This window comes from Paucimonas lemoignei (assembly GCF_004342585.1).
Classification (GTDB): Bacteria; Pseudomonadota; Gammaproteobacteria; order Burkholderiales; family Burkholderiaceae_D; genus Paucimonas; species Paucimonas lemoignei.
In genome coordinates this window covers 41,557-63,648 of sequence record NZ_SLZQ01000005.1, presented here as the reverse complement: position 1 = coordinate 63,648, position 22,092 = coordinate 41,557, and the positions used below count along the sequence as shown (strand labels likewise).

The 22,092-nt window shown below is 58.9% G+C and carries 22 protein-coding genes and 1 tRNA gene; 13 read left to right on the top strand and 10 right to left on the bottom strand.

Going from position 1 to position 22,092, the window contains the following annotated elements; translation table 11 throughout:
- Positions 1 to 13: 13 nt before the first annotated feature.
- The 3 genes from EDC30_RS09370 to EDC30_RS09360 all read right to left on the bottom strand — a co-directional run bounded on the left by EDC30_RS09370 (position 14) and on the right by EDC30_RS09360 (position 3,023).
- On the bottom strand, positions 14 to 1,228 hold the full coding sequence (locus tag EDC30_RS09370; protein WP_243656708.1) for an efflux RND transporter periplasmic adaptor subunit: 1,215 nt from the start codon (positions 1,226 to 1,228) through the stop codon (positions 14 to 16).
- Positions 1,229 to 1,233: 5 nt separating this feature from the next.
- Positions 1,234 to 1,893 carry a TetR/AcrR family transcriptional regulator gene (locus EDC30_RS09365; protein ID WP_132258798.1) on the bottom strand — a complete coding sequence of 220 codons (660 nt, stop codon included), beginning with the start codon at positions 1,891 to 1,893 and terminating at the stop codon, positions 1,234 to 1,236.
- A gap of 131 nt (positions 1,894 to 2,024) precedes the next feature.
- Positions 2,025 to 3,023 carry an extracellular catalytic domain type 1 short-chain-length polyhydroxyalkanoate depolymerase gene (locus tag EDC30_RS09360; protein WP_165973784.1) on the bottom strand — a complete coding sequence of 333 codons (999 nt, stop codon included), beginning with the start codon at positions 3,021 to 3,023 and terminating at the stop codon, positions 2,025 to 2,027.
- 170 nt (positions 3,024 to 3,193) lie between these two features.
- Between EDC30_RS09360 and EDC30_RS09355 the strand changes: the two genes are divergently transcribed.
- From EDC30_RS09355 to EDC30_RS09335, 5 genes are all read left to right on the top strand, one after another.
- Positions 3,194 to 3,457: a YkgJ family cysteine cluster protein gene (locus tag EDC30_RS09355; RefSeq protein WP_132258568.1), complete on the top strand. Its 264-nt coding sequence runs from the start codon at positions 3,194 to 3,196 to the stop codon at positions 3,455 to 3,457.
- 20 nt (positions 3,458 to 3,477) lie between these two features.
- Complete coding sequence (locus tag EDC30_RS09350) at positions 3,478 to 4,029, top strand: DUF1439 domain-containing protein (protein WP_132258567.1); 552 nt, start codon at positions 3,478 to 3,480, stop codon at positions 4,027 to 4,029.
- 94 nt (positions 4,030 to 4,123) lie between these two features.
- Positions 4,124 to 4,969, top strand: coding sequence for an undecaprenyl-diphosphate phosphatase (locus EDC30_RS09345; RefSeq protein WP_132258566.1), 846 nt, complete (start codon positions 4,124 to 4,126; stop codon positions 4,967 to 4,969).
- A complete protein-coding gene (gene recQ, locus EDC30_RS09340; RefSeq protein WP_132258565.1) occupies positions 4,948 to 6,792 on the top strand; it encodes a DNA helicase RecQ in 1,845 nt (614 codons plus the stop codon). Before EDC30_RS09345 ends, recQ begins: the two co-directional genes overlap by 22 nt.
- Positions 6,793 to 6,828: 36 nt before the next feature.
- Entirely contained in the window at positions 6,829 to 7,866 is a 1,038-nt protein-coding gene (locus tag EDC30_RS09335) for an RNA methyltransferase (protein ID WP_132258564.1), read from the top strand.
- On the opposite strand, the gene trmB is transcribed toward EDC30_RS09335, so the two are convergent.
- The 3 genes from trmB to EDC30_RS09320 form a co-directional block, all read right to left on the bottom strand.
- Positions 7,856 to 8,572, bottom strand: coding sequence for a tRNA (guanosine(46)-N7)-methyltransferase TrmB (gene trmB, locus EDC30_RS09330; protein ID WP_132258563.1), 717 nt, complete (start codon positions 8,570 to 8,572; stop codon positions 7,856 to 7,858). The two genes, EDC30_RS09335 and trmB, sit on opposite strands and share 11 nt — an antisense overlap.
- Positions 8,573 to 8,642: 70 nt before the next feature.
- Positions 8,643 to 8,716 (bottom strand) — tRNA-Gly (locus EDC30_RS09325).
- A 154-nt stretch (positions 8,717 to 8,870) separates the two neighbouring features.
- Entirely contained in the window at positions 8,871 to 9,095 is a 225-nt protein-coding gene (locus EDC30_RS09320) for a hypothetical protein (RefSeq protein ID WP_132258562.1), read from the bottom strand.
- Positions 9,096 to 9,219: 124 nt separating this feature from the next.
- On the opposite strand from EDC30_RS09320, the gene EDC30_RS09315 reads away from it, so the two are divergent.
- The 8 genes from EDC30_RS09315 to EDC30_RS09280 all read left to right on the top strand — a co-directional run bounded on the left by EDC30_RS09315 (position 9,220) and on the right by EDC30_RS09280 (position 18,318).
- The gene (locus tag EDC30_RS09315; RefSeq protein WP_207907249.1) at positions 9,220 to 9,681 is read left to right on the top strand and encodes a DUF3703 domain-containing protein; all 462 of its coding nucleotides are present in this window, start codon (positions 9,220 to 9,222) and stop codon (positions 9,679 to 9,681) included.
- Entirely contained in the window at positions 9,678 to 10,316 is a 639-nt protein-coding gene (locus tag EDC30_RS09310) for an HAD hydrolase-like protein (protein ID WP_132258561.1), read from the top strand. The genes EDC30_RS09315 and EDC30_RS09310 overlap by 4 nt, the downstream gene beginning before the upstream one ends.
- 151 nt (positions 10,317 to 10,467) lie before the next feature.
- The gene (locus EDC30_RS09305) at positions 10,468 to 10,941 is read left to right on the top strand and encodes a YXWGXW repeat-containing protein (RefSeq protein WP_132258560.1); all 474 of its coding nucleotides are present in this window, start codon (positions 10,468 to 10,470) and stop codon (positions 10,939 to 10,941) included.
- Between the two features lie 239 nt (positions 10,942 to 11,180).
- Positions 11,181 to 11,702, top strand: a complete 522-nt coding sequence (locus EDC30_RS09300; RefSeq protein WP_132258559.1) for a superoxide dismutase family protein — start codon at positions 11,181 to 11,183, stop codon at positions 11,700 to 11,702.
- 366 nt (positions 11,703 to 12,068) lie between these two features.
- Complete coding sequence (locus tag EDC30_RS09295; protein ID WP_132258796.1) at positions 12,069 to 14,141, top strand: TonB-dependent receptor family protein; 2,073 nt, start codon at positions 12,069 to 12,071, stop codon at positions 14,139 to 14,141.
- 120 nt (positions 14,142 to 14,261) lie between these two features.
- Complete coding sequence (locus tag EDC30_RS09290) at positions 14,262 to 14,690, top strand: hypothetical protein (RefSeq protein WP_132258558.1); 429 nt, start codon at positions 14,262 to 14,264, stop codon at positions 14,688 to 14,690.
- A gap of 373 nt (positions 14,691 to 15,063) precedes the next feature.
- On the top strand, positions 15,064 to 16,215 hold the full coding sequence (locus EDC30_RS09285; protein ID WP_132258557.1) for a helix-turn-helix transcriptional regulator: 1,152 nt from the start codon (positions 15,064 to 15,066) through the stop codon (positions 16,213 to 16,215).
- A gap of 249 nt (positions 16,216 to 16,464) precedes the next feature.
- Positions 16,465 to 18,318, top strand: coding sequence for a hypothetical protein (locus EDC30_RS09280; RefSeq protein ID WP_132258556.1), 1,854 nt, complete (start codon positions 16,465 to 16,467; stop codon positions 18,316 to 18,318).
- 48 nt (positions 18,319 to 18,366) lie between these two features.
- Here EDC30_RS09280 and EDC30_RS09275 read toward each other — a convergent pair whose 3' ends face one another.
- The 4 genes from EDC30_RS09275 to EDC30_RS09260 all read right to left on the bottom strand — a co-directional run bounded on the left by EDC30_RS09275 (position 18,367) and on the right by EDC30_RS09260 (position 21,998).
- Complete coding sequence (locus EDC30_RS09275; RefSeq protein ID WP_132258555.1) at positions 18,367 to 18,822, bottom strand: PAS domain-containing protein; 456 nt, start codon at positions 18,820 to 18,822, stop codon at positions 18,367 to 18,369.
- Between the two features lie 47 nt (positions 18,823 to 18,869).
- The gene (locus tag EDC30_RS09270; RefSeq protein WP_132258554.1) at positions 18,870 to 20,105 is read right to left on the bottom strand and encodes a THUMP domain-containing class I SAM-dependent RNA methyltransferase; all 1,236 of its coding nucleotides are present in this window, start codon (positions 20,103 to 20,105) and stop codon (positions 18,870 to 18,872) included.
- Between the two features lie 59 nt (positions 20,106 to 20,164).
- Positions 20,165 to 20,587, bottom strand: a complete 423-nt coding sequence (locus tag EDC30_RS09265; RefSeq protein WP_132258553.1) for a CopD family protein — start codon at positions 20,585 to 20,587, stop codon at positions 20,165 to 20,167.
- 145 nt (positions 20,588 to 20,732) lie between these two features.
- A complete protein-coding gene (locus tag EDC30_RS09260; RefSeq protein ID WP_132258552.1) occupies positions 20,733 to 21,998 on the bottom strand; it encodes a glutamate-5-semialdehyde dehydrogenase in 1,266 nt (421 codons plus the stop codon).
- Positions 21,999 to 22,092: the final 94 nt, after the last annotated feature.

The following is a 22,092-nucleotide window of genomic DNA, read 5'->3' as shown; positions in this document are numbered from 1 at the left end:
ACTTTCATGAAGATCAGCGTGCCGCCTGCGCCGCATTCTCGGCGGCAGCAGTGCTGGAGGCGGGCGAGGATGCCGCAGAGGCATCTGCCTGGATCATGCGAACCCTGGTGCCGGCGGGGAGCTTGCCGAGATTGCTTTTTACGATGACGGTGCCGGAAGCGAGGCCGTCGATAATTTCCACCGCTTCGCCCTTGCCATCGTGTCCGCGCATGCCGAGCTTGACCGCTTGCTGCTTGAGCGTGCCGTTATCGATGGCATACACGATCGGCGAGCCGCCCTGGTCCTGGATGGCCGTGCCCGGCACGCTGAGCACATCGGATTTGCTCGCCAGCGTGACTTGCGCCTGGCCGAACATGCCGACCTTCAGGAAACCTTCCGGATTCTCGACCTGGATATACGTCAGCACGGAGCGCGAACCGGATTGCGTCGCCGGGTTGATGCGGGCAATCTTGCCGGTCAGCGGCGCCGGCAAACCTTCGATAGTCACCTGGGCTGGCTGTCCAGGACGCAGCTGCAGGATATCGGCGGTCGGCACCGCCGCTTCCAGTTCCATCTGGCGCAGGTCGACCAGGTCCAGCAGGCGGTTATCGGTTGACACCTTCTCGCCTGGTTGCACCGAGCGGCTGGCGACGAGTCCATCGATGGGGGCACGGATCACCGTATCGTTCAGTGCCTTTTGCGCCACGTCCAGCGCACCCTGTGCGGATTCGACATTGGCGCGGGCGATATCGTACTGGCTGGCGGCGTTGTCGAAGGCATTTTGCGAAATGAAGCCTTTGGCAACCAGCACGCGGTTATTGTCGCGCGCCTTGGTGGCAATCGCCAGTTGGCCGCGCGCGGCTGCCAGGCTGCCCCTGGCCTGTTCCAGTCGTGCCTGGTATTCGCTGGCATCCATTTTCACGAGGATCTGTCCGGCTTTGACGGTTTCGCCTTCGCGCACCATCACTTCGCGGACTTCGCCGGCAACCTTGGCCTTGACCTGCGCCTGATTGACGGCACGCAGCGCCCCCGACAATTGCAGAATCTGGCGCAATTCGCCGGCTTGCACGCGGGTCACGTCGCTGGGCAGGAATTCCAGGCTCGGCGGCGCCTTGGCCGGCGTGCTCTGCGCGGCATGCGCCGCCGTTCCCGGTGCGGGCGTCTGCCGTTTTTTCATGGCGGTGATGCCAAAGCCGGCGCCTAGCAAGACGACCAGCAACACGATCCAGACGGTACGACGTTTCAGCATAGTGTTCATTTGCGGGGAGAAGAGGACACGGCAGGCTCTCGCAGAAGGCCGTGCAGGACAATGTCAAGATAAGTGCGCAGGTAGCTTTGCGGCGAAATCGGCTCCATGCTGCAGGCGCCGAAGGATTGGTTCCACATCATCAGCATGACCATCGGCGCGACCACGACGCGCATGGCTTCCTTGGTATCGATCGGACGGAATTCGCCGCGCGCGATGCCGTGTTCCAGCATGCTGACAATCATGCCATGCACGCGGGAAGTCACTTCTTCATAATAGAAGCGCGCCACTTCGGGGAAATTGCCGGATTCGGCCATGATCAGCTTGGAAATGCCGGATACTTTGGTCAGGCCAATGCGTTCCCACCAGCCCAGCATGATTTCCTCGAACAGGGAAGCGCTGTCGCCCTTGTGCTGCTTGACGATGTCTTCCGCTTCATCCAGTGCCGGCAGCATGTTTTCGCGAATGACGGCCTTGAATAATTCTTCCTTGTTAGCGAAATACAAGTACAAGGTGCCCTTGGAGACGCCTGCGCGTGCGGCGACATCATCCAGGCGGGTGGCGGCAAAGCCGCGCTCGACAAACAGATCAAGCGCCGCGGCCAGCAATTCTTGCGGACGGGCTTCCTTGCGGCGCTCCCAGCGCTTGCTTTTCAAAGGGCATTGCATCATCAAAAACGAGTAACTTACTGACGAGTCAGTAATGTAGTAGGCATTTGCCTAGTCGTCAAGTTACTGTGCGAGATCAATTTCCGGGCCCAGTCCGCCAAGCGCTGACCTGGAGAGTCTTTGCAACTTGCCTAGCGCTTTACACGCAGATTGTTATCGAAGAAGAAACGCGTTACCCAGGCCGGGTAATTGATATGTGTATAGTCATGGAACATGTTGCCGAAAGTTCCGCCGCCGCTGCCACCATCACCGGCAGAAAATGCATGGCCCATGCCTTCGACTTGAATATGCGCCATGCGCACGCGGCCCTTGTCATCCTTGTACAGCTTGCCATTGCTGCCGTTGGTCTCGGCAATGTCGCCGGCTTCCTGCTGCGTCCTGTACAGGATTTGCAACGCTTCCAGGTTGCGTTCGGCATGCGCCGGATGTGCCATGTGATCTTCGCTGCCGTGAATGATGCTGGCGATCTGGGTGGCGAAAGCCTGTTGCTGGCTATCGGCGTAGCGTCGGCAATTGTCGGCGATTTCCGTAGCGGCGATTTTTGGTGTGGTGCGCGCATCCATGACATTCGATCCCATTGCCGGCGCTGAATGCACGCCGACGCCGGCAACCAGTTCGGGGTAGGCGCATGCCAGGATTTGCGCGACTGCACCGCCGGAAGACATACCGACGACATACACCTGTTTCGGGTCGACGTTCAGGTCGCGCCGTTCCTGCAAGCCCTTGATCATGGTTGCCAGCGGGCCGATGTCGCGGCCGCCGCGTTCATGCTGGGTGCCAAACCAGTCCCAGCAACCTTTATACAGGCGCGAGCCCGGCGTATTCGTTTCGGGAACGTCCGGGGCAGCGACGACCATGCCATATTGCGCGGCGACCTTTTCCCAGCCGGCGCGCTTGTCCACGATGTCGCCATAGACGGTCTGACCACAGCCATGCAATACCACCATCAGCGCGCGCTGCTTGCCAGGTTTGGGCTTGCTATCTTCCGGCATGTAGATGCGCACGCCAAACAAGCCATAGGTTTGCTCGCTTTCGTTCCAGCTACCTGCCCTGAGCGGAGCGGCAAGGGCACTGGCGCTTGCCAGCAATAGCGGCAGCGCGCGTACAATGTTCGGTAAGTGGATAAGCATGGGTAGTTGCCTCGCTAGGCTGCATGAAGCCGGTGTTATAGTACTCGCTGCCTTGCAGCGGCACGACATGCGAGTGGCCTGCTGCATCTGGCTATTTATTTTGCAACGCTATTGTACGCGGCGATAACAACTTGTCACCGTTGTTGTCACCGTATCGCGCATTTTTTATCATGAAGGCATTTTCCTGTCGCAGCGGGTGTGGCGCCTGTTGCATCGCTCCCTCAATATCTTCGGCCATTCCCGGCATGCTCGCGGGTAAGCCAGCCGGCGTGCGCTGCGTACAGCTGGATGAGGAAAATCGTTGCAGGATATTTGGCGACCCGCGCCGTCCGGCCGTTTGTTCCAGTCTGCAGCCGTCCGCCGAGATGTGCGGCGTGACGACGGAACAGGCGATGATTTACCTGACTCGGCTTGAACGCCTGACCGCTGCCTGAACCTGTACCGAGAGGTGTGTATGACAAGATTGTTTTTCCGTTTTTCTACCATCCTGCTGGCGCTGTTCCTGACCGCCTGCGCCGGCATGCTGGGGCCGCGCGATGTTGACGTGCCGCTGTCGAAGTTGCAGGCATCGCTGGAAAAACGCTTTCCTTTCAATAGTCGCTATCTGGAACTGTTCGATATTCAGTTAAGCTCGCCGCGTCTGAGCCTGCAGCCGAACGGCAATCGCGTGGTCACCAGTTTCGATGCCTCCATCGCACCGGCCTGGCTCAAGCGTAGCTGGCAAGGCAACTTTGCGCTGTCTGGCGTGCTGGCGGTCGATCCGGCGAAAAATGCCGTGGTGTTGACCGACCCGCGCGTGGAATCTCTCAATATCAATGGCCTGGATGACAAATATGCCCGCCAGCTCACGAAGGTCAGTAGTTTGCTAACCGAAGAAGTCTTTCGCAACATGCCCTTGTACACCTTTCAACCGGAAGATTTTCGATATGGCGGCACATCTTTCTTCCCCACGAAAATCAATACGCAGAGCAATGGACTCGTGGTAACCTTTGAGCCGGTAAAATAGCGCCTTGCAGATCTTGTCTGGCCTCCTCCAGAGCCCGCGCAGCATGTTCCCGCGGGTTTTTTGTTGACCTTTCACCTACTCTTTACGCGCCATAATGGATTTAATGATCGCACTGAAAGCCCTGATCATGGGCATCGTCGAAGGCTTGACGGAATTCCTGCCGATTTCCTCGACCGGCCACCTGATCCTGGCCGGCAGCCTGCTGGATTTCGGCACCGATATCAGCAGCGAAAAGGCCAAGGTCTTCGAGATTGCGATCCAGTCGGGCGCCATGCTCGCCGTGGTGTGGGAATACCGGGTCAGGATAGGAAACGTCCTGGCCGGCATATTCTCTGACGTGAAAGCACAGAGATTGGCATTGAACGTACTGGTGGGCTTTCTTCCTGCGGTCATTCTGGCTTTGCTCTTTCATAAGGCCATTACCGCCGCATTGTTTCACCCGGTTCCGGTCGCCATTGCCTTCATCGTCGGCGCTTTCGTCATTCTTTGGGTGGAGCGTCGCCATCGCGTCAATCCGGTAGCGGTACGTATCGAGACGGTGGACGACATGCGCTTGATGGATGCATTCAAGGTGGGATGCGCGCAGGCTTTTGCGCTGATTCCGGGCACATCCCGTTCCGGCGCCAGCATCATCGGCGGCATGTTATTCGGCATGTCGCGCAAGGCTGCCACGGAGTTTTCCTTTTTCCTGGCAATGCCGACTCTGTTCGGCGCCGGCGTGTATTCGCTGTACAAGGAGCGTGCAATTCTGTCGGCGGCGGACTTGCCGCTGTTCGGCATCGGCGGCTTCGCTGCGCTGGTATCGGCATTCCTGTGCGTGCGCTGGCTGCTGCGCTATATCAGCACGCATGATTTCACTTTCTTCGCCTGGTATCGCATCGTGTTCGGTGTGATCATCCTGGTAACCGCATTCCAGGGATGGGTGAACTGGTCGCATTGATGGAACAGGATGACATAGGGACGCGCGCTCAGCACGTCCTTGAAAGCGTTTTTGGCTATCCGGCATTTCGCGGACAGCAAGAAGATATCGTCAGGCAGGTGGCGCTGGGCGGCGATGCCCTGGTGCTGATGCCGACCGGCGGCGGCAAGTCGCTGTGCTATCAGATTCCAGCCTTGCTGCGCGATGGAGTCGGCGTGGTGGTGTCTCCCCTGATTGCGCTGATGCAGGACCAGGTCGATGCCCTGGCTGAACTGGGCGTGCGCGCCGCCTTCCTGAATTCCTCGCAAAGTTTTGATGAAATGGTGCAGACCGAGCGCAGGCTACGCCGAGGTGAGCTGGACCTGGTGTATGTCGCGCCGGAACGGCTGATGACCTCGCGTTGCCTGGAGTTGCTCGAGTCGACGAAGATCGCCCTGTTCGCCATCGATGAGGCGCATTGCGTATCGCAATGGGGACATGACTTCCGCCCGGAATACATCCGGCTATCGGTATTGCATGAACGCTTTCCTGATGTGCCGCGCATCGCGTTGACGGCCACTGCTGATCAGCTGACGCGCCAGGAAATCATCGAGCGTTTGCAGCTACAGGATGCGGCGCAATTCGTCTCGTCGTTCGATCGTCCGAATATCCGTTATCAGATCGTTGAAAAAGCCAACGCCCGCAAGCAGTTGCTCGACTTTATCGAAAGCGAGCATAGCGGCGACGCCGGCATTGTGTATTGCCTGTCGCGCAAGAAGGTCGAGGAAGTCGCGGAATTCCTGAATTCACATGGCATCAATTCCTTGCCGTATCACGCTGGCATGGATACCGCGAAACGCAGCGCGAATCAATCCCGTTTTTTACGCGAAGACGCCATCGTCATGGTGGCGACCATCGCGTTCGGCATGGGGATCGACAAGCCGGACGTGCGTTTCGTCGCACACCTCGATCTGCCGAAAAGTATCGAAGGCTATTACCAGGAAACCGGGCGTGCCGGACGCGATGGCGCCCCGGCCAATGCCTGGATGGCGTACGGCTTGCAGGACGTGGTGCAGCAGCGCCGCATGATCGAGGAATCCGAAGCCGACGACAGCTTCAAGCGCGTGCAGAGCGCCAAGCTCGATGCCATGCTCGGGTTGTGTGAAACGCTGTCGTGCCGGCGCGTGCGGTTGCTGGAGTATTTCGGCCAGAGCGCGACTGCTTGCGGCAATTGCGATACGTGCCTGCAGCCGCCGGTGTCGTTCGATGCGACCGTGCCGGTGCAGAAGTTATTGTCCACGATCTATCGCGTCGAGCAGCGCTTTGGCGCCATGCATGTGCTGGATGTGCTGCGCGGCGTGGAATCCGACAAGGTCAAGCAATGGGAACATGAGAAGCTTACGGTGTTTGGTATCGGCGCCGATCGCGGCGATGCGGAGTGGCGGGCGATCCTGCGCCAGGCCATTGCCCTGGGGTTGGTGGCGGTCGACCATGACGGCTTCAATGCCCTGCGCTTGACCGAGGCGGCGCGGCCGGTGCTGCGTGGCGAACAAAAGATCCGGCTGCGCGAATACCAGAAACCGGTCAGCCAGCGCAAGAAAGCCGTCAAGCCGAAAGGCTATGTGGAAAGCGATCTGTCGGCAGAGGAACAGACCGTCTTCGACAAGCTGCGCTGGTGGCGCGTCGAAACGGCGCGCAAGCATAATGTGCCCGCCTATGTGATCTTCCATGACGCCACCATGCGCGAAATCGCCAAGGCCAAGCCGTCTTCCCTGGATGATTTGCGCCATGTCTCGGGCGTGGGCGAGAAAAAGCTGGAAACCTATGGCGCGGAAATCATTGCGCTGATGGCCGAGCTGGCTTGATATCGCTAATCTACCGGCCTCGCCTCAATCCTTATCATGGAAATCGAACTCATCCGCCAGCGTCTGCGTGACTTGGGCGCCAAACCCGAGCACGAACAGCGCGTGTTGCGCGACTGGCTGCAAGCCAGGAATTACGACCAGGGCCGTCGCCGTCCCAAGGATTATCTGCCGCTGACTTTGCGCGAGGCGTTGCCGGCGCTGGATGCCGAGTTGAACGGTATTGCCCGCCTGGTGACGACGCATCCGACCGAGGACGGATCGGCGCGCCTGCTGGTTGGCTTGATGGATGGGCAAATGGTGGAAAGCGTACTGTTGCCTCGCGATGGCTTGTGCATCTCCACGCAGGTCGGTTGCGCCGTCGGCTGCCAGTTCTGCATGACCGGGCGCAGCGGCCTGATCCGCCAGTTGACGAGTGGCGAAATGCTCGCCCAGGTTGCGCTGGCGCGTCAGCATCGCACGGTGAAAAAGGTCGTTTTCATGGGAATGGGGGAGCCGGCCCACAACCTCGAAAACGTGATGGAAACGATCCATCTGCTGGGCACGGAGGGCAATATCGGCCATAAGAATCTGGTGCTGTCGACGGTCGGCGACCTGCGAGTATTCGAACGCCTGGCGCAAAGCGTTGTGAAGCCGGCGCTGGCGCTTTCGCTGCATACCTCCAAGCCGGCATTGCGCGAAACGCTGTTGCCGCGCGCGCCCAGGATGACGCCGCAGCAGCTCGTGGAACTGGCGGAGCAATACGCGATTGCCAGCGCCTATCCGGTGCAATACCAGTGGACGCTGCTGGAAGGGGTTAACGATGGCGAAGATGAAATCGAGGGTATCGTCGCGCTCCTCAAGGGGAAGTACGCGGTGCTGAACATGATTCCCTATAACAGCATCCCGGATCTGCCATTCCAGCGCCCGTCATGGGAGCGCGCGCGCGCCATGGCAAGCGAACTGCATCGGCGCGGCGTGCTGACCAAGTTGCGCGATTCCGCCGCGCAGGAAGTGGATGGCGGATGCGGCCAGTTGCGCGCACGGGCAATCACTGATGCGGGTAAAAAGCGTATCGTCGTGACGCCTAGCGTTTAACGAAGACCAGATCCCACACGCCATGGCCCAGGCGCAGGCCGCGCTTCTCAAACTTGGTATTGGGGCGGTAAGCCGGACGTTCGGCATAGCCTTCGGCAGTGTTGGCTAGCGTTGGTTCAGCCGACAGCACTTCCAGCATCTGCTCCGCATAATCCTGCCAGTCCGTAGCGCAATGCAGATAACCGCCGGGCGCGATGCGGGACGCCAGCAAGCTCACGAACGGCGGCTGGATCAGGCGGCGCTTGTTGTGGCGAGCCTTGTGCCAGGGGTCGGGAAAGAAGACATGCACGCCGGCCAGCGATTCGGGCGCCAGCATATTGGTTACGACTTCCACGGCGTCATGCTGAACGATGCGCAGGTTCTCGAGATGCTGTTCGCCGATGAGCTTCAACAGGCTGCCGACGCCCGGCGTATGCACTTCCACGCCGAGGAAGTTTTTCTCGGGCATGCCCGCTGCGATGGCCGCCGTCGTATCACCCATGCCAAAACCGATCTCCAGGATGACAGGCGCCTTGCGGCCAAAGGCGGCATCGAGGTCGAGCAGGGACTTCTGATAAGGGATGCAAAAGCGTGGGCCCAGTTCTTCCAGTGCGCGCGCCTGCCCGGTGGAGAGGCGGCCTGCGCGGGTGACGAAGCTGCGGATGCGGCGCTCGGTCGGATCGTAGAAGAGAGGTTTGCCGTCGGCGTTTTCTGGAAGGTCGGACATGCTGTAGTCGAAAGACAAATTGAAAGTTGTGCCAACAAAAAAGCACCGGCGCGCGGTGCCTCGGGCATTCTGGAGCGGGTGAAGGGAATCGAACCCTCGTCGTAAGCTTGGGAAGCTTCTGCTCTACCATTGAGCTACACCCGCGACGGGTAGGAATTATACGATGGAAAATGCATGCCCTGATAACCGGCCATGGGTTAAGGGAGGGGATCCCTCCGTCGCAGGGTGCGTTGTGCGGCAAGAGGGAGCCGGCGGCTGCAAGGGATTCTCAGCAGCTCGACTTCGGGAAGACCGCATCCTAGATCGATGTCTTTGACGAAGTGCCCGGCTCCAGCGTGATATCGACATCGGCATTCAACCCGGTTTGCCGGGAAAAAAGGCCCCGGGCATATTCTTTGAATTCTGTTTCGCGATCCGCTTCATCCAGCTCGCGCCATGGCTTGCCATGATGCCGAGCAATCACTTCTTCAACCGAGAATTCCACGGAGCTATTCACGCCGTCGCCCCGGATAATTGCCTTCATGCTTTCCATAATGCTTCTCTCATTTCATTAAGTCATGCTGTGACTGCAATGGACGTAGTGTGCCAGACGGACATGCCGATTCAGTAATAAATGGATCCGGCAGTGGCTGGCGAGTTCCAGCCTTATGCTGAAATTCAACGCGGCGATTGATAAGCTATTGACATTGCCATCATGGGAAGCTTCAACATCAAGCCAGTTATCAGTAACGCATCTCAAGGAGACTCGTATCATGAATGAAAAGCTCAAACTGGCATTCGAAGCTGAAATGTCGGCGGCACGTCGTCTTGTTGCAAGCGGTCGTTTGACGCAGGCCTTCAGGCATCTGGAGCGCGCTCACGTGCTCGGCCAAAGGCATGTCGTGCCCCATGTCCGTTCTCATTGGGCGATGTTGAAAGTCGGGATGATGCGCCGTTCGGCGGGAGAGGTCGCCGGGCAGGCGATCCGCATCATCATTGGCGCGCTCGGTTCGGCCATCGGCGTGGTCCCGGTTGGCAATACAGGCGGCACCAATATCAGCATGTTCTCCAGGCTGCCGATAGAAAACGAAGCGGCGCAACTGCTCGGAATGGATTGTCGCTCATCATGAAATACAAACTGGCGATATTCGACTTCGACGGCACGCTGGCGGATTCTTTTCCCTTTTTTATTTCCGTGTTCAATGATCTGGCGGCGCGCCACGGATTCAAATCGATTTCGCCGGAAGAAATCGAAGCCTTGCGTGGCTATGGCGCGCGGCAGTTGATGGCGCACGTCGGCTTGTCGGCATGGCGATTCCCATTCGTGGCGCGCGACTTTATTTCGCGCATGAGAAAGAACCGCGACAGCGTCCAGCCATTCGCGGGCGTTGCCTACATGCTGGCCTATCTGTCCAGGCAGGGAATGCATCTCGCAATCGTCTCGTCGAATTCGCAAGACAACATCTCGCAGGTGCTGGGTCCGGATACGATGCGGCTTTTCGATGCCGTGGAATGCGGCGCCTCGGTGTTCGGCAAGGCTTCCAGGTTGCGTCGCGTGCTGCGGCAGAGCGGTGTGAATCAGGCTGATGCGATATACATTGGCGATCAACTGACCGATCTCGAAGCGGCGCGTGACGCAGGCATGGCATTCGGCGCCGTGGCGTGGGGATATGGCAGCCTTGCTTCCCTGAAGAGCCTTGCACCGGACGAGGTATTCCTCACTGTGGCAGAGATACGGCGAATTGCCGGAACGTCTTGCGAATGAGACGTTGGGCGCCGATGCGTTCTATCTACTGGCGGCGGCATGGCTATGCATTTCCATCAGATGTATCACTTGTAAGCAATTGCTTCATTTGCGCTTTCATGACAGGCGATCGATTAAAGTGAATCCGTCGCAACAATGAATGGAGACCACCATGAAACGCATCCTCGCCACTGCCGCTGCCATCCTGATCAGCAGCGCCGCTTTTATTCCGACCCAGGCACTCGCCCAGGTGGATTTCAGCATCGTGATCGGCAATGCGCCGCCGCCGCCTCGCTATGAAGTCGTGCCGCCGCCGCGCACGGGTTACGTGTGGGCGCCGGGTTATTGGGACTGGAATGGCAGAAAGCATGTGTGGGTCGGCGGCCACTGGGAACGCAGCCGCCCCGGCTACACCTACCAGCGTCCGCAATGGCGCCAGGATCGCGGCGGCTGGCGCCTGGCACATGGTGGATGGCAGCGTGCGCCGGAGTACCGCAAGCCGCAAATTAACCGGGCAAACGGCCATGCCTACGGCAGAGGTGACAAGGACCGCGATGGCGTGCCGAATTACGCCGATCGTGACCGCGACGGCGATGGCGTGCCGAACCGCTATGACCGCAAGCCGGATAATCCTCGCCACCATTGATGGATGCATTCAACAAATTGGCCCGCTTCGGCGGGCCTTGTCATTTCTGCACCATTTGGTAATGGTTCACACCCGGTCCCGTGCAGATAAATAGTAAAATTGCACTGCTTTTTGAGCAACTCTCAAGCTCTTCCATTGCAATGCCTTTGCAATGACGAGGGCACTGAAACATCAAGCCAGTCGAGCAGTATGGTTGGCCAATCTGCTTTCCCTTCCCAGCATGGTTACAGGAGAAACGAATGAAAATAACATCCGCACTTACCGCATCCTTGATTGCCGTTGCCCTCGCAGCCTGCGCGTCGACACCGACCGGCGGCGCATCGGCCCAGGCTGAATTGAAACCGACCCAGGGCAATACTGCCCGTGGCACTGTCACGTTCACCCAGCAAGGCGACCAGGTTGCCGTGGTGGCCAAGTTCTCCGGCTTGACTCCCGGCGGTCATGGATTCCATATCCATGAAAAAGGCGATTGCAGCGCGCCGGACGCCACCAGCGCGGGCGGCCACTTCAACCCGGCTGGCAAGCCGCATGGCCATCCCAAGCAGGGCGAACATCATGCAGGCGACTTGCCGATGCTGGAAGCTGATGCCAATGGCAATGCCAGCCTGACGGCGACATTGTCCGGGCTTGGCCTGACCAAGGGCGAAAATGGTATCGTCGAACGCGGTGTCATCGTCCACGCCGCTCCTGACGATTTCAAGACTCAACCGACCGGCAACTCGGGCGGTCGTGTCGCCTGCGGCGTGATCGCAGCGAATTAATCTGTGCCTTGCGCGGCTGAGTTCTTGGCCGCTTCTCCGTCGGCTTGCTGAACAATGCGATGTGATGCAAGCCGGCGGCACGCTCCGTTTGTGCGTCGATGCCGAACCTGCTTCCTGAGCTAGTGATCAGAAACGTTGTCGCCCAGCCTGCATCAAGATATCAAAATTTCTGTGGCCTAAAATTTGGGCAGCAAGTGCGTCGCAGCTACTTGCTGATATCGATGATCAACGCAGAAATGACAGGCAACGTCCATGAGAATAAAGAGATGCCGGAAAGCTGATGTGCGTGCGGAACAGCGCGCTCAGCGCTGCGGGGCGCATGGGCCCTTGTCCCGTTACGCGAGGATGTATGCAGCGTGCATCGTCATGCTGGCATTTTCCGGCAAGCTGTGGGCACAGACAGCCAATCCTTCTCCGTCAGAACAGGAAACGCTGAAGCCGGTCGTGGTAACCGCTACCCGGATTGGCGCGAGCCCATTCGCCACGCCTGCATCGGTCGATGTCGTGGCGGGCGAAGCCATGCGCAATAGTCTGCCGCAGATCAATCTGTCGGAAAGCCTGGGAAGCGTGCCGGGCTTGCTGATCCAGAACCGGCAGAATTACGCGCAAGACCTGCAAATTGCCATCCGCGGGTTTGGCGCGCGCGCGACGTTCGGTATCCGCGGCATTCGCCTGTATGTCGATGGCATTCCTGCCACCATGCCCGACGGGCAGGGACAGAGTTCGAACATCGATATCACCTCGATCGAACGCGTGGAAATTTTGCGCGGGCCGTTTTCCGCGCTTTACGGGAATTCCTCCGGTGGCGTCATCCAGGTATTTACGGAGCATGGCAGCGGCACGCCAGTGGTGACGCCTGATGTAACCTTCGGTAGCTACGATTCCCGGCGCCATGCCATCAAGGGGGCCGGCGCTTCGGGCAAGATCGATTATGTGATGAGCGCCAGCCGCTTTACCACCGATGGTTATCGCGAGCACAGTGCCACCAGCAAGAACCTCTTGAACGGTAAATTCGGCATCCAGCTTTCCGACGATCGCAGGCTGACCCTGGTCGTGAATAGCGTCGACCTGAAGGCGCAGGATCCGCTCGGCCTGGATCGCAACCAGTTCAGAACAGACCCGCGCAACGTGGCGCTTGTAGCCGAACAGTTCAATACGCGCAAGACGGTGCAGCAGTCGCAGGGTGGCCTGGTCTATGAGCATCGGATCAATCGTGACAATGACGTACGCTTGATGACCTATTACGGTCAGCGCGAGACGCAGCAATTTCAGGCCATTCCGCCGGCTCCGCAAGCCGATCCTCGCCATGCCGGCGGCGTAATCGCCTTGACGCGCGACTATGGCGGCATCGATGCGCGCTGGACTTCCCGCCTTCAGTTTATTGGTCAGCCGCTTACCATTGTTGGTGGCCTGGCGTGGGATACCCTGGATGAACAGCGCCAGGGCTATGAAAACTTCATTGATGTGAACGGCGTGCGCGAACTTGGCGTGCAGGGGAGATTGCGCCGCGATGAAGACAACACAGTGAGAAATATCGATCCTTATCTGCAGGCCTCCTGGAAGTTCGCCGAACGCTGGACGCTGGATGCGGGTGTGCGGCACAGTAGCGTGCGATTCTCTTCGGACGATAACTATATCGTTGGCGTCAATGGCGACGACAGCGGGACAGCACGTTATCGCAAGACCCTGCCGGTCGCGGCATTGCGTTATCAGGCTGCGCAAGATATAAGTTTTTATGCAACGGTTGGACGCGGCTTCGAGACGCCAACCCTCAATGAAATTTCCTACCGCAGCGATGGCTTGCCGGGGCTGAATTTCAGTTTGCAAGCCTCGGTCAATACGAGCGTCGAGCTCGGCGCAAAAGCAAGGCACGAGCGCGGCAGCTTGACTGCAGCGGTATTCCAATCCCGTACCGAGGATGAAATCGTCAGTGCCGGCAGCTCCGGCGGAAGGGCAAGCTTTCGCAACGCGGGGCGCACGCTGCGCAATGGACTGGAGCTCGCCCTGGACGGCGAAGTCGCGCGCAATTGGCGCATGCAGGCGGCCTATACCTATCTGGATGCCACCTATCGCGACGGCTTCGCCGGCATCCCGGCCGATAACCGCATTCCCGGCATCGCCCGGCACATGGCCTTTGCCTCGTTAGGCTGGGCGCCGCCGAAAGGATGGCGTGCCGGCGCGGAATGGCATTGTCTCGACAGCATGTACGTCAATGACAGCAATACCGAGGCGGCACCCGGCTACTGCAGCTTTTCCATTCACACTGGTTATGTGCTGCAGCAGGATCGCTGGTCGGTGGATGCATTCGCCCGCCTGGATAACCTGTTCGACCGCCAGTATGCCGGGTCGGCCATCATCAATGAAAGCAATGGCCGCTATTTCGAACCTGCACCCGGCCGCAACTGGAGCGCCGGCATGCGTGCCGCGTATCGCTTCTAGCATTGATAGTGAGGTTCTGAAAAAAGAATGCCCTCTCTATTAGGAGAGGCTTTTTTGTTTGTTGAATTTATGCAAATTGCATATACTAAATGCCCGTTTATTAACTTTGAGGCGACAAATATGATCCGTTCCGTGTTGACCCTTGCTGGTTTGACTGCTGCTCTCGTTCTGTCCGGCTGCGCTTCCCAAGAACCTGCCAAGCCTGTCTCCAAGGAAGCTGCCGCTGCGGCTGCTGCCAGCGATGCTGCCCTGGCCGCCAAGCTGAAAGGCAATTGGGCTGGTGATTGGTCTCTGCCAGGCTTTGGCAGCGGCAAATTTGAATTGATCGTGACCGAAGTTAACGGCACCGATGTCAAGGGCAATGCCAACTGGTACGGCACTGCGGCTGGCGACACCAAGGCTCCGCTGAACTCGGCTACTGTCCAGAATGGACAATTGGTTGCCAAGCAGGGTTCGGCTGTGATCAAGCTGTCGCCGAAGGGTGACAACACCCTGGCTGGCACCTGGGAAAACAGCGGCTACAGCGGTCCGCTGACCGTCAAGCGCTAACGTTTGACGTGGCTTGCCATGCCGAGGCTGGCATGGTGGCTGTTAATAAAAAAGCACGAGAGTTTCAACTCTCAACCGTTCGGTTAAAAAGATCCTTTTACGTACGCGAACGGTATCAAAGTAAGGGAAGGCCTTGACGGCCCGGTCGACACGTCGGCCGGGCCGTTCTTCTTTCAAGAGGGCGCTATTGGCCTCGGCGAGATTTCTTAATGGCTTGGACTGGCCGCTTGGGGCTTATCCCCTATAAATATTGCTTCATTGTCAACCAGGTATGGACGAGAGGCGTTAGCGCTTAAAAGGGCGCTGACTTGCATGCAGGCTCGAGCAGCAGCGGTTTTGCTTAATCATCAATATATGGTCCCGCCTGATAAAAATGACAATCACTGCCCGCTCGCCTGATGATGAACTGCTTGGCCATTTGTACGATGCCGTCATGGCGCCGGACGGATTCCAGAAATTTATCGAATCGCTGCTTGCCGGCTTCCGGCTGAAAGCCGTGACCATGATCATCCGGCATGTCGCAACGCAGGAAATAAAAGGCTTGTGGCTGACCGGGATTTCCAGGGAGTCGGTGGAAAGTTATGCGCTCGATTACGCGCGCGAAGACATGCTGGCGCTGCATATCATGCGTTCCCCAATGGCCCATTTTTATGCCAGCAATCTCGATTTGCCAAATCCTGAACGCATCGTTGAAACGCGTTTTTACAATGAATGGATCGTCCCGCAAGGCGTGGCTTATGCTGCCGGTGCGGTCGTCCTGCAAGAGGGGAACTGGCTTACCCAGCTTTTTTTGCAGCGGGCACCGTCTGAAGCGGAATTCACCCGCGCGGAAATGGATCGGCTTAACCGCCTAGTGCCGCACTTGCAGCGTACTCTGCAGATGCGCGAGCGCTTTGCCGAGCTGCAGCTGGGACAGAACTTCCTGGCGGGCGGCCTGGACGTGCTGGCGATGCCGACCTTTCTATTCGATGAATACGGCCGGGTGGCGCATTCCAACCGCAGCGCAGCGGCGCTGCTGCGGGAAGGCGGCAGCATGTGGCTGGACAATGGGCACTTGCAAACTCAGGATCGGATCGTCACCGGCAAACTCAGCCTGGAAATCGGCAACGCCATCAGCGCTAGCCGGGGCGCCGGCAGCGACCTGAACAGCGTCGTCTTATTACAGCGCGACGGCAAATTGCCGTTGATGCTGATGGTCGCGCCATTGCGCCTGGCAAATTCCGCACGGGCGCATGGCGCGGCGCTGCTGTTTGCCTTCGACCCGGAATCCACACCGAGCGTGACAGGCGAGCTGGTACGGCGCCTGTTTGCGCTGTCCGAAGCCGAGGCTGAACTGGCCGTAGCCCTGTGTTGCGGCAAAACCCTGGATGACGTGGCCGAGCAGCGCGGCACCTCGATCAACACCGTCAAGAGCCAGCTCAAGAGCGTTTTTCTCAAGACCGGCACCAAGCGCCAATCCGAGCTTGTCTCACTGCTCCTGGCAAGCCCGGCCTATTTTCTGGCGCAGGATCAGCAAGGTCGATAAGACGCCGTCACTCTTGCTGCGCGCAGGGTGCCATCGATTGAGCAGAGGTATAACAGGCACTTCGTTGCCGGAAACCCCACAGCAAAGCAAGCACTTTCCCCCCTCTTTTATCCAGTTCGATTCATAAAAATTCATATCTTTATGTGAGCCAATCATCCGTTCGGGTGATAGTGCAATCAAGCAACATCCATTACCCTCGGAATCATTTTCAATTTCTTTTAGTCATCATTTCGTCGATAGGGGATCAAGATGGATAGCAAACTTAGGTTCAAACGGATACATCTGGCAGTCGCAGGCGCATTGCTGGCGACTCTTGTGGCTTGCGGCGGCGGTTCATCCGGCGCTCCCGCGGCCAACCAGCAGGCGGCTTCCATGTCCTTCTCCGGCAGCGCGGCGGTCGGCGCCCCGCTGGCAGGCACCGTGACGGTCAAGGATGCGCTCGGCGCCACCAAGACCACGCCGATCGGTCCGAATGGCTCTTATACGATCGATGTCACCGGCATGACCGCGCCCTTTGTGTTCCGCGCCCAGGGCACGGCGAATGGACAGACGTATGTGGTCCATTCGATTGCCACGGCAGCCGATGCCGCCTCCGGCAAAATCAATATCACCCAGCTGACCGACCTGGTGGTCGCCAACATCGCCGGCCAGATCGCCAAAAATTATTTCGACAAGTTCGAACAGAACGGCAATGCCGATGCCGCTACCAAGGCCGCCGTCGATGCCGAAGTGGACAAGCTGAAGGAAAAACTGCTGCCGGTCTTGACGGCGCTGGGCGTGGATGCCGGCATCGACCTGCTGCGCACGCCCTTCACGCCGCTATCCAGCGCGCTGGACAAGGCGCTCGATGCCATCCAGGTATCGGTCGACCCGAATGCCAACGTTGCCACCATTTCGACCCTGGTCAACACGATCACCATCACCGACGACCTGGCGGTCAAGGCGGTGGCCGAAGTCAATCCGCCCAAATTGGATGCCACGAACGTCACGGCAGATAGCGTCGCTTCGACTGCCAGCGACGCCGTTCTGGTGAAGAAGGCGCTGACCGACTTTTTCGCCCAGTTCGCCAGCGGCTTGCCGACGGCGGCCCAGTTGATGCCCTACATCACCACCGGCTTCCTGCTTGACGATAAGGATGGCGCCACCTTCCGGAGCGAGGTCAGCGCCTATAGCGCCCTGGTCGGCGCCACCATCAGCGAAGTCGAGATCCACGACATCGATTACAGTGACCTTACCAAAGTCACTGCCCGGGTTTCCTTCACGCTGCTGGACAAGAATGGCGTGGAAATCGAGCGCGAGCGTAACTGGCGCGTACGCAAGATTGACGCCAACAACTGGCGCCTGCACGGCAACCAGCGCGCGCTCGAGATTTCGGCCTATGCGCACATGGTCAAGGGAATCAACCCCGGCGGCACCTGCTTCTTGACCGGGCTTGAATTCGACATCGAGGATTACAACACCGCCAACAACGGCGGGACGATCTCTTACATCCTGGTCACCGGCCCGGGCTTGCCGAATGGCGGATTGCGCTACGATGCGCCGGGCCTCGGCGGGAAATGGAAAATCAGCGGCCAGGTTTCGCCGTATTACGTCATGGCGGATTCCTGCAACCCGGGAGCGCAGACTGTCGTCGATTCTGCGATTGCGGCGATTCCCGACAATGCGGTTTACACTTTTATGGCCTATACCGGCGCCAACGCAAAAATCAACTTCCCGACCGGCACAAGCGATGGCACCTATGCCCTCAAGCTTCAGCGCCGGCCATTGACGCTGGCCGAAGTGCAGGCAGCGGCCTTCCCGGCCATCAGCTCGCCGACGATCCTGGATTTTGCCGGCTACACGAGCGGCAATGTGACGATTGTCGCCAGCAACATCAATTCTGCGAAATATGGCCGGGTTTATCTTGGGCAGAACACAAGCACCAACGATTTCCGCGAAACCGAAAATGACGTGGCCGCCGCCGCCAATGGCACGATCAACCAGACGCTGGGCCTGACGCCAGCCAGCGGCGGCACGATCAACTGGAGGACGCTGCGGGCTGAATCCATTGATGCCTATCGCCGTCTCATGTCGACAACTTATGCGATCGGCACCCAGCCGTAATAGCGTTCGCAGCCATGCAAACCAGCCCGCTTCGGCGGGCTTTTTTAATCATTCAGGCTCTTGTCTTGCGGTCAGCGCGGCAAGCTGCTTGCGCAGCTGTTTTTCTTCCTGATTCCGCTGCGTGGCATCGCGCGCCACTGCCATCGCCCCCGTCGTTTCGCCGGCCGGGTTCTTGACGACTGCAAAGCTCATGTCCACATAGCGCGGCGTGCCGTCCTTGTGCAGCGCCCGCGTAATGCGCGATTGTCCGCAGTGCGCAGTGGCACCCCGTTCGATTGCCTGGTTGTAGCCATCCCAATGCGCCTTGCGCAGATTCTCCGGGATGATGAGGTCGAGGCTCAGGCCCAGTGCCTCGTCCGCGCCAAAGCCGAACAGCGCTGTCGCGCCCGGATTCCACATCCGGATCATGCCGCGCGCATCGGCGAAAATCACTGCCTCGGGCATGCAATCCAATAGATCTTCATGGATTGTCGCGGAGGCTGCTCCATCGGGTTTCTTATCCATGGCGGTCAAGTTCCGAGTTCAGTGTCGCGTCGGCGTGACGCTCCGTATCATTGCGCCTGCGGCGGCACATGCTTTGGCAAGGATTCCTTCGGCAGCGCGCCTTCGCGCCGATTGAAGCCCGCCACCATATCGAAGCGGAACAAGCGGCATTCCAGCGCGCCGTTATAGAACGGCGTCTTGCGCGCTTCCTTCAGGCGCAGCAATTTCGGCACGGAGAGGTCGGCCGTGAACAGGAAAACCGACCAGCCGGCAAAGCGCTGTTTCAGTGTGGTGCCGAAGGCGCTGAAAAACGCCTGGGCCATGTCATCCGTGGCGATGGTTTTGTCGCCGCGCACGCCGATCCGCTCGCCATACGGCGGATTGGTCAGCAGGATGCCGGGCTTGTCGGTCGGCGGTTTGACTTCCTGCGCCTCGATCTGCTTGAGCGGCACTTCAAACTGGATGCCGGCGCGCTGCAGGTTGTTCCGAGCCATGACGATCATGTCACCGGAAATATCGCTGCCGAAAATCGTCGGTTCAGTGGGTAATGGATTGGGCTTGAAGCTGCCCTTCATCGCCAGCCAGGCTTCACTGTCGAACTCGTGGAATTTTTCGAAGGCGAAGCGACGACGCGCACCCGGCGGAATACCCGCCAGCATCTGCGCGGCTTCGGCCAGGATGGTGCCGGAACCGCACATCGGGTCGAACAACACCATGCCAGGCTTCCAGCCCGATACGCGCAGCAGTCCCGCCGCCAGATTTTCCCGCAAGGGCGCGTCACCCGTATCTTCACGCCAGCCGCGCTTGAACAAGGCTTCACCCGAGGTGTCGAGATAAAGCGTGAAGGTATGCTGATCGAGAAAGCCGGCAATGCGCATGTCCGGCGTGCGGGTATTGACCGAGGGGCGCTTACCGAACTGGTCGCGGAAGCGGTCGCAGACGCCATCCTTGATTTTCAGCGTGGTGAATTCCAGGCTTTTCAGCGGCGATTTGATCGCGGTGAGGTCGACGCGGATGGTGTGGTCGACATCGAACCAGTCTTCCCAAGGCTGCGCCAAGGTCATGTCGTAGATGTCGTTCTCGTTCTGGTAGCCGCCATGGGCAAGGCGCAGCAGCACGCGCGAAGCGATGCGCGAATGCAGGTTGATGCGCCAGGCGTCTGTGAGCTTGCCGGAACAGTGCACGCCGCCCGGCACCTGGTTATGCACTTTCAGTGTCGTGCTCTGTCGAGCGATTTCATTCAGCTCTTCGGCCAGCGGCCCTTCCATGCCGCGCGGGCAGGGGCAGAAATAGGAGTAATTCATGGGGAACCCTTTATCCGTAAGTGTTGCGTGTCAGCGCCTGCCTCCAGCAGCAGGCTTCATTAAAACGGTTTCAATACGACGAGGAGCACGGCTGCCAGCAAACCAATCACCGGGATTTCATTGAACCAGCGGTACCAGGTGTGCTGGCGCGTATTGGCGCCTCGCTCAAATTTCTTCAACAGCGATCCGCAGGCATGGTGATAACCGACCAGCAGCACGACGATCGCCAGCTTGGCATGCAGCCAGGCATTGCCGGGACCCTTGCCGATACCGTAACCCAACCACAGCCACAGGCCGAAGCCCAATGCGGGAATCGCCAGCATCGTCATGAATCGGTACAGTCGACGCGCCATCAACAGCAGGCGTTCAGTGGTGGCGGTATCGTTGACTTCAGCCAGATTCACGAAGATGCGCGGCAGGTAAAACAGGCCGGCGAACCATGATGCGACGAAGACAATGTGCAGTGATTTAACCCAGAGCATGGAGTCTGATCCTTTACTGTCTAAAGAGACGAGCGGCCTGATTTATACGCGTACTTCGCCATGGTGAAGCGGGGAATTCACGGGACATGTCCCGTGCCCGCGTAACGGTGTCGCCTTGTAAGGCGACACTCCGTAAACATGGCATTTACACACGAACTTCTCCATGCCCGAACACCACATACTTCAGCGAAGTCAGGCCTTCCAGACCGACCGGGCCGCGCGCATGCAGCTTGTCGTTGGAAATGCCGATTTCCGCACCGAGGCCATACTCGAAACCGTCGGCAAAGCGCGTCGAGGCATTCACCATCACCGAAGCGGAATCGACTTCGCGCAGGAAGCGCATGGCACGGCTGTAATCCTCGGTGATGATGGCATCGGTATGCTGGGACGAATACAGGTTGATATGCGTGATCGCCTCATCGATGCCGGGAACGATCTTCACGGCCAGGATCGCCGCCAGGTATTCGGTCTTCCAGTCTTCCTCGGTCGCCGTCGCCAGGTGCGGATAGCCTTTCAGGATGGCGCGTGCTTCCTCGTCGCCGCGCAGCTCGACTTCCTTTTCCTGGTACAGCTTGGCCAGTTCCGGCAGCACGCGTGGCGCGATCTCGCGCGCCACCAGCAGTGTTTCCATGGTGTTGCAGGTGCCGTAGCGGTGGCACTTGGCATTGAAGGCCACGCGCAGGGCTTTGGCAATATCGGCCTTGTCGTCGATATACACATGGCAGATGCCGTCGAGGTGCTTGATCATCGGTACTTTGGATTCGCGCATCAGGCGCTCGATCAAGCCCTTGCCGCCGCGTGGCACGATCACGTCGACGTATTGCGGCATGGTGATCAGTTCGCCCACCGCGGCGCGGTCGGTAGTTTCGACGATCTGCACCGCATCGGCTGGCAGACCGGCGCCATGCAAGCCTTCTTTCACCAGCTTGGCCAGCGCCTGGTTGCAATGGATGGCTTCCGAGCCGCCACGCAGGATCGTTGCATTGCCGCTCTTGATGCACAAGCCGGCAGCATCCACAGTGACGTTCGGGCGCGCTTCATAAATGATGCCGATCACGCCCAGCGGCACGCGCATCTGGCCGACCTGGATGCCCGTCGGGCGGAATTTCATGTTCGAGATTTCGCCGATCGGGTCCGCAAGAGAGGCGATCTGTTGCAGGCCTTCCGCCATGGTGGCGATGGCCTTGTCGGATAGCGTGAGACGGTCCAGCATGGCGGCTTCCATGCCGTTGGCGCGCGCGGCTTCCAGGTCTTGCTGGTTGGCGGCACGCAGGGCATCGGCTTCGCGCCGGATAGCGGCGGCAATCAATTCCAGCGCGCGGTTCTTCGCGGCAGTATCGGCCTTGGCCATGGCGCGCGAAGCATTGCGGGCGCGCTGGCCGACTTCATTCATGTAGTGTTTGATATCCATGATGTGGATCCGGAAAAATTAATTCAATTCTCGTTGCGTTCGCTTATTAATTAGAGTGCCTATTAAAGTACCGGTGGCAAGACGCGCCGACGAA

Bases quoted from the DNA above. Each gene is read 5' to 3' on its own strand.
- EDC30_RS09305 (WP_132258560.1), top strand. From the start codon at position 10,468: ATGAAACGCATCCTCGCCACTGCCGCTGCCATCCTGATCAGCAGCGCC.
- EDC30_RS09270 (WP_132258554.1), bottom strand. From the start codon at position 20,105: ATGAATTACTCCTATTTCTGCCCCTGCCCGCGCGGCATGGAAGGGCCG.
- EDC30_RS09310 (WP_132258561.1), top strand. From the start codon at position 9,678: ATGAAATACAAACTGGCGATATTCGACTTCGACGGCACGCTGGCGGAT.
- EDC30_RS09300 (WP_132258559.1), top strand. From the start codon at position 11,181: ATGAAAATAACATCCGCACTTACCGCATCCTTGATTGCCGTTGCCCTC.
- EDC30_RS09350 (WP_132258567.1), top strand. From the start codon at position 3,478: ATGACAAGATTGTTTTTCCGTTTTTCTACCATCCTGCTGGCGCTGTTC.
- EDC30_RS09260 (WP_132258552.1), bottom strand. From the start codon at position 21,998: ATGGATATCAAACACTACATGAATGAAGTCGGCCAGCGCGCCCGCAAT.
- EDC30_RS09295 (WP_132258796.1), top strand. From the start codon at position 12,069: ATGCTGGCATTTTCCGGCAAGCTGTGGGCACAGACAGCCAATCCTTCT.
- EDC30_RS09335 (WP_132258564.1), top strand. From the start codon at position 6,829: ATGGAAATCGAACTCATCCGCCAGCGTCTGCGTGACTTGGGCGCCAAA.
- EDC30_RS09265 (WP_132258553.1), bottom strand. From the start codon at position 20,587: ATGCTCTGGGTTAAATCACTGCACATTGTCTTCGTCGCATCATGGTTC.
- EDC30_RS09315 (WP_207907249.1), top strand. From the start codon at position 9,220: ATGCTGAAATTCAACGCGGCGATTGATAAGCTATTGACATTGCCATCA.
- recQ (WP_132258565.1), top strand. From the start codon at position 4,948: ATGGGTGAACTGGTCGCATTGATGGAACAGGATGACATAGGGACGCGC.
- EDC30_RS09365 (WP_132258798.1), bottom strand. From the start codon at position 1,893: ATGCAATGCCCTTTGAAAAGCAAGCGCTGGGAGCGCCGCAAGGAAGCC.
- trmB (WP_132258563.1), bottom strand. From the start codon at position 8,572: ATGTCCGACCTTCCAGAAAACGCCGACGGCAAACCTCTCTTCTACGAT.
- EDC30_RS09280 (WP_132258556.1), top strand. From the start codon at position 16,465: ATGGATAGCAAACTTAGGTTCAAACGGATACATCTGGCAGTCGCAGGC.
- EDC30_RS09370 (WP_243656708.1), bottom strand. From the start codon at position 1,228: ATGCTGAAACGTCGTACCGTCTGGATCGTGTTGCTGGTCGTCTTGCTA.
- EDC30_RS09320 (WP_132258562.1), bottom strand. From the start codon at position 9,095: ATGAAGGCAATTATCCGGGGCGACGGCGTGAATAGCTCCGTGGAATTC.
- EDC30_RS09355 (WP_132258568.1), top strand. From the start codon at position 3,194: ATGAAGGCATTTTCCTGTCGCAGCGGGTGTGGCGCCTGTTGCATCGCT.
- EDC30_RS09360 (WP_165973784.1), bottom strand. From the start codon at position 3,023: ATGCTTATCCACTTACCGAACATTGTACGCGCGCTGCCGCTATTGCTG.
- EDC30_RS09285 (WP_132258557.1), top strand. From the start codon at position 15,064: ATGACAATCACTGCCCGCTCGCCTGATGATGAACTGCTTGGCCATTTG.
- EDC30_RS09290 (WP_132258558.1), top strand. From the start codon at position 14,262: ATGATCCGTTCCGTGTTGACCCTTGCTGGTTTGACTGCTGCTCTCGTT.
- EDC30_RS09345 (WP_132258566.1), top strand. From the start codon at position 4,124: ATGGATTTAATGATCGCACTGAAAGCCCTGATCATGGGCATCGTCGAA.
- EDC30_RS09275 (WP_132258555.1), bottom strand. From the start codon at position 18,822: ATGGATAAGAAACCCGATGGAGCAGCCTCCGCGACAATCCATGAAGAT.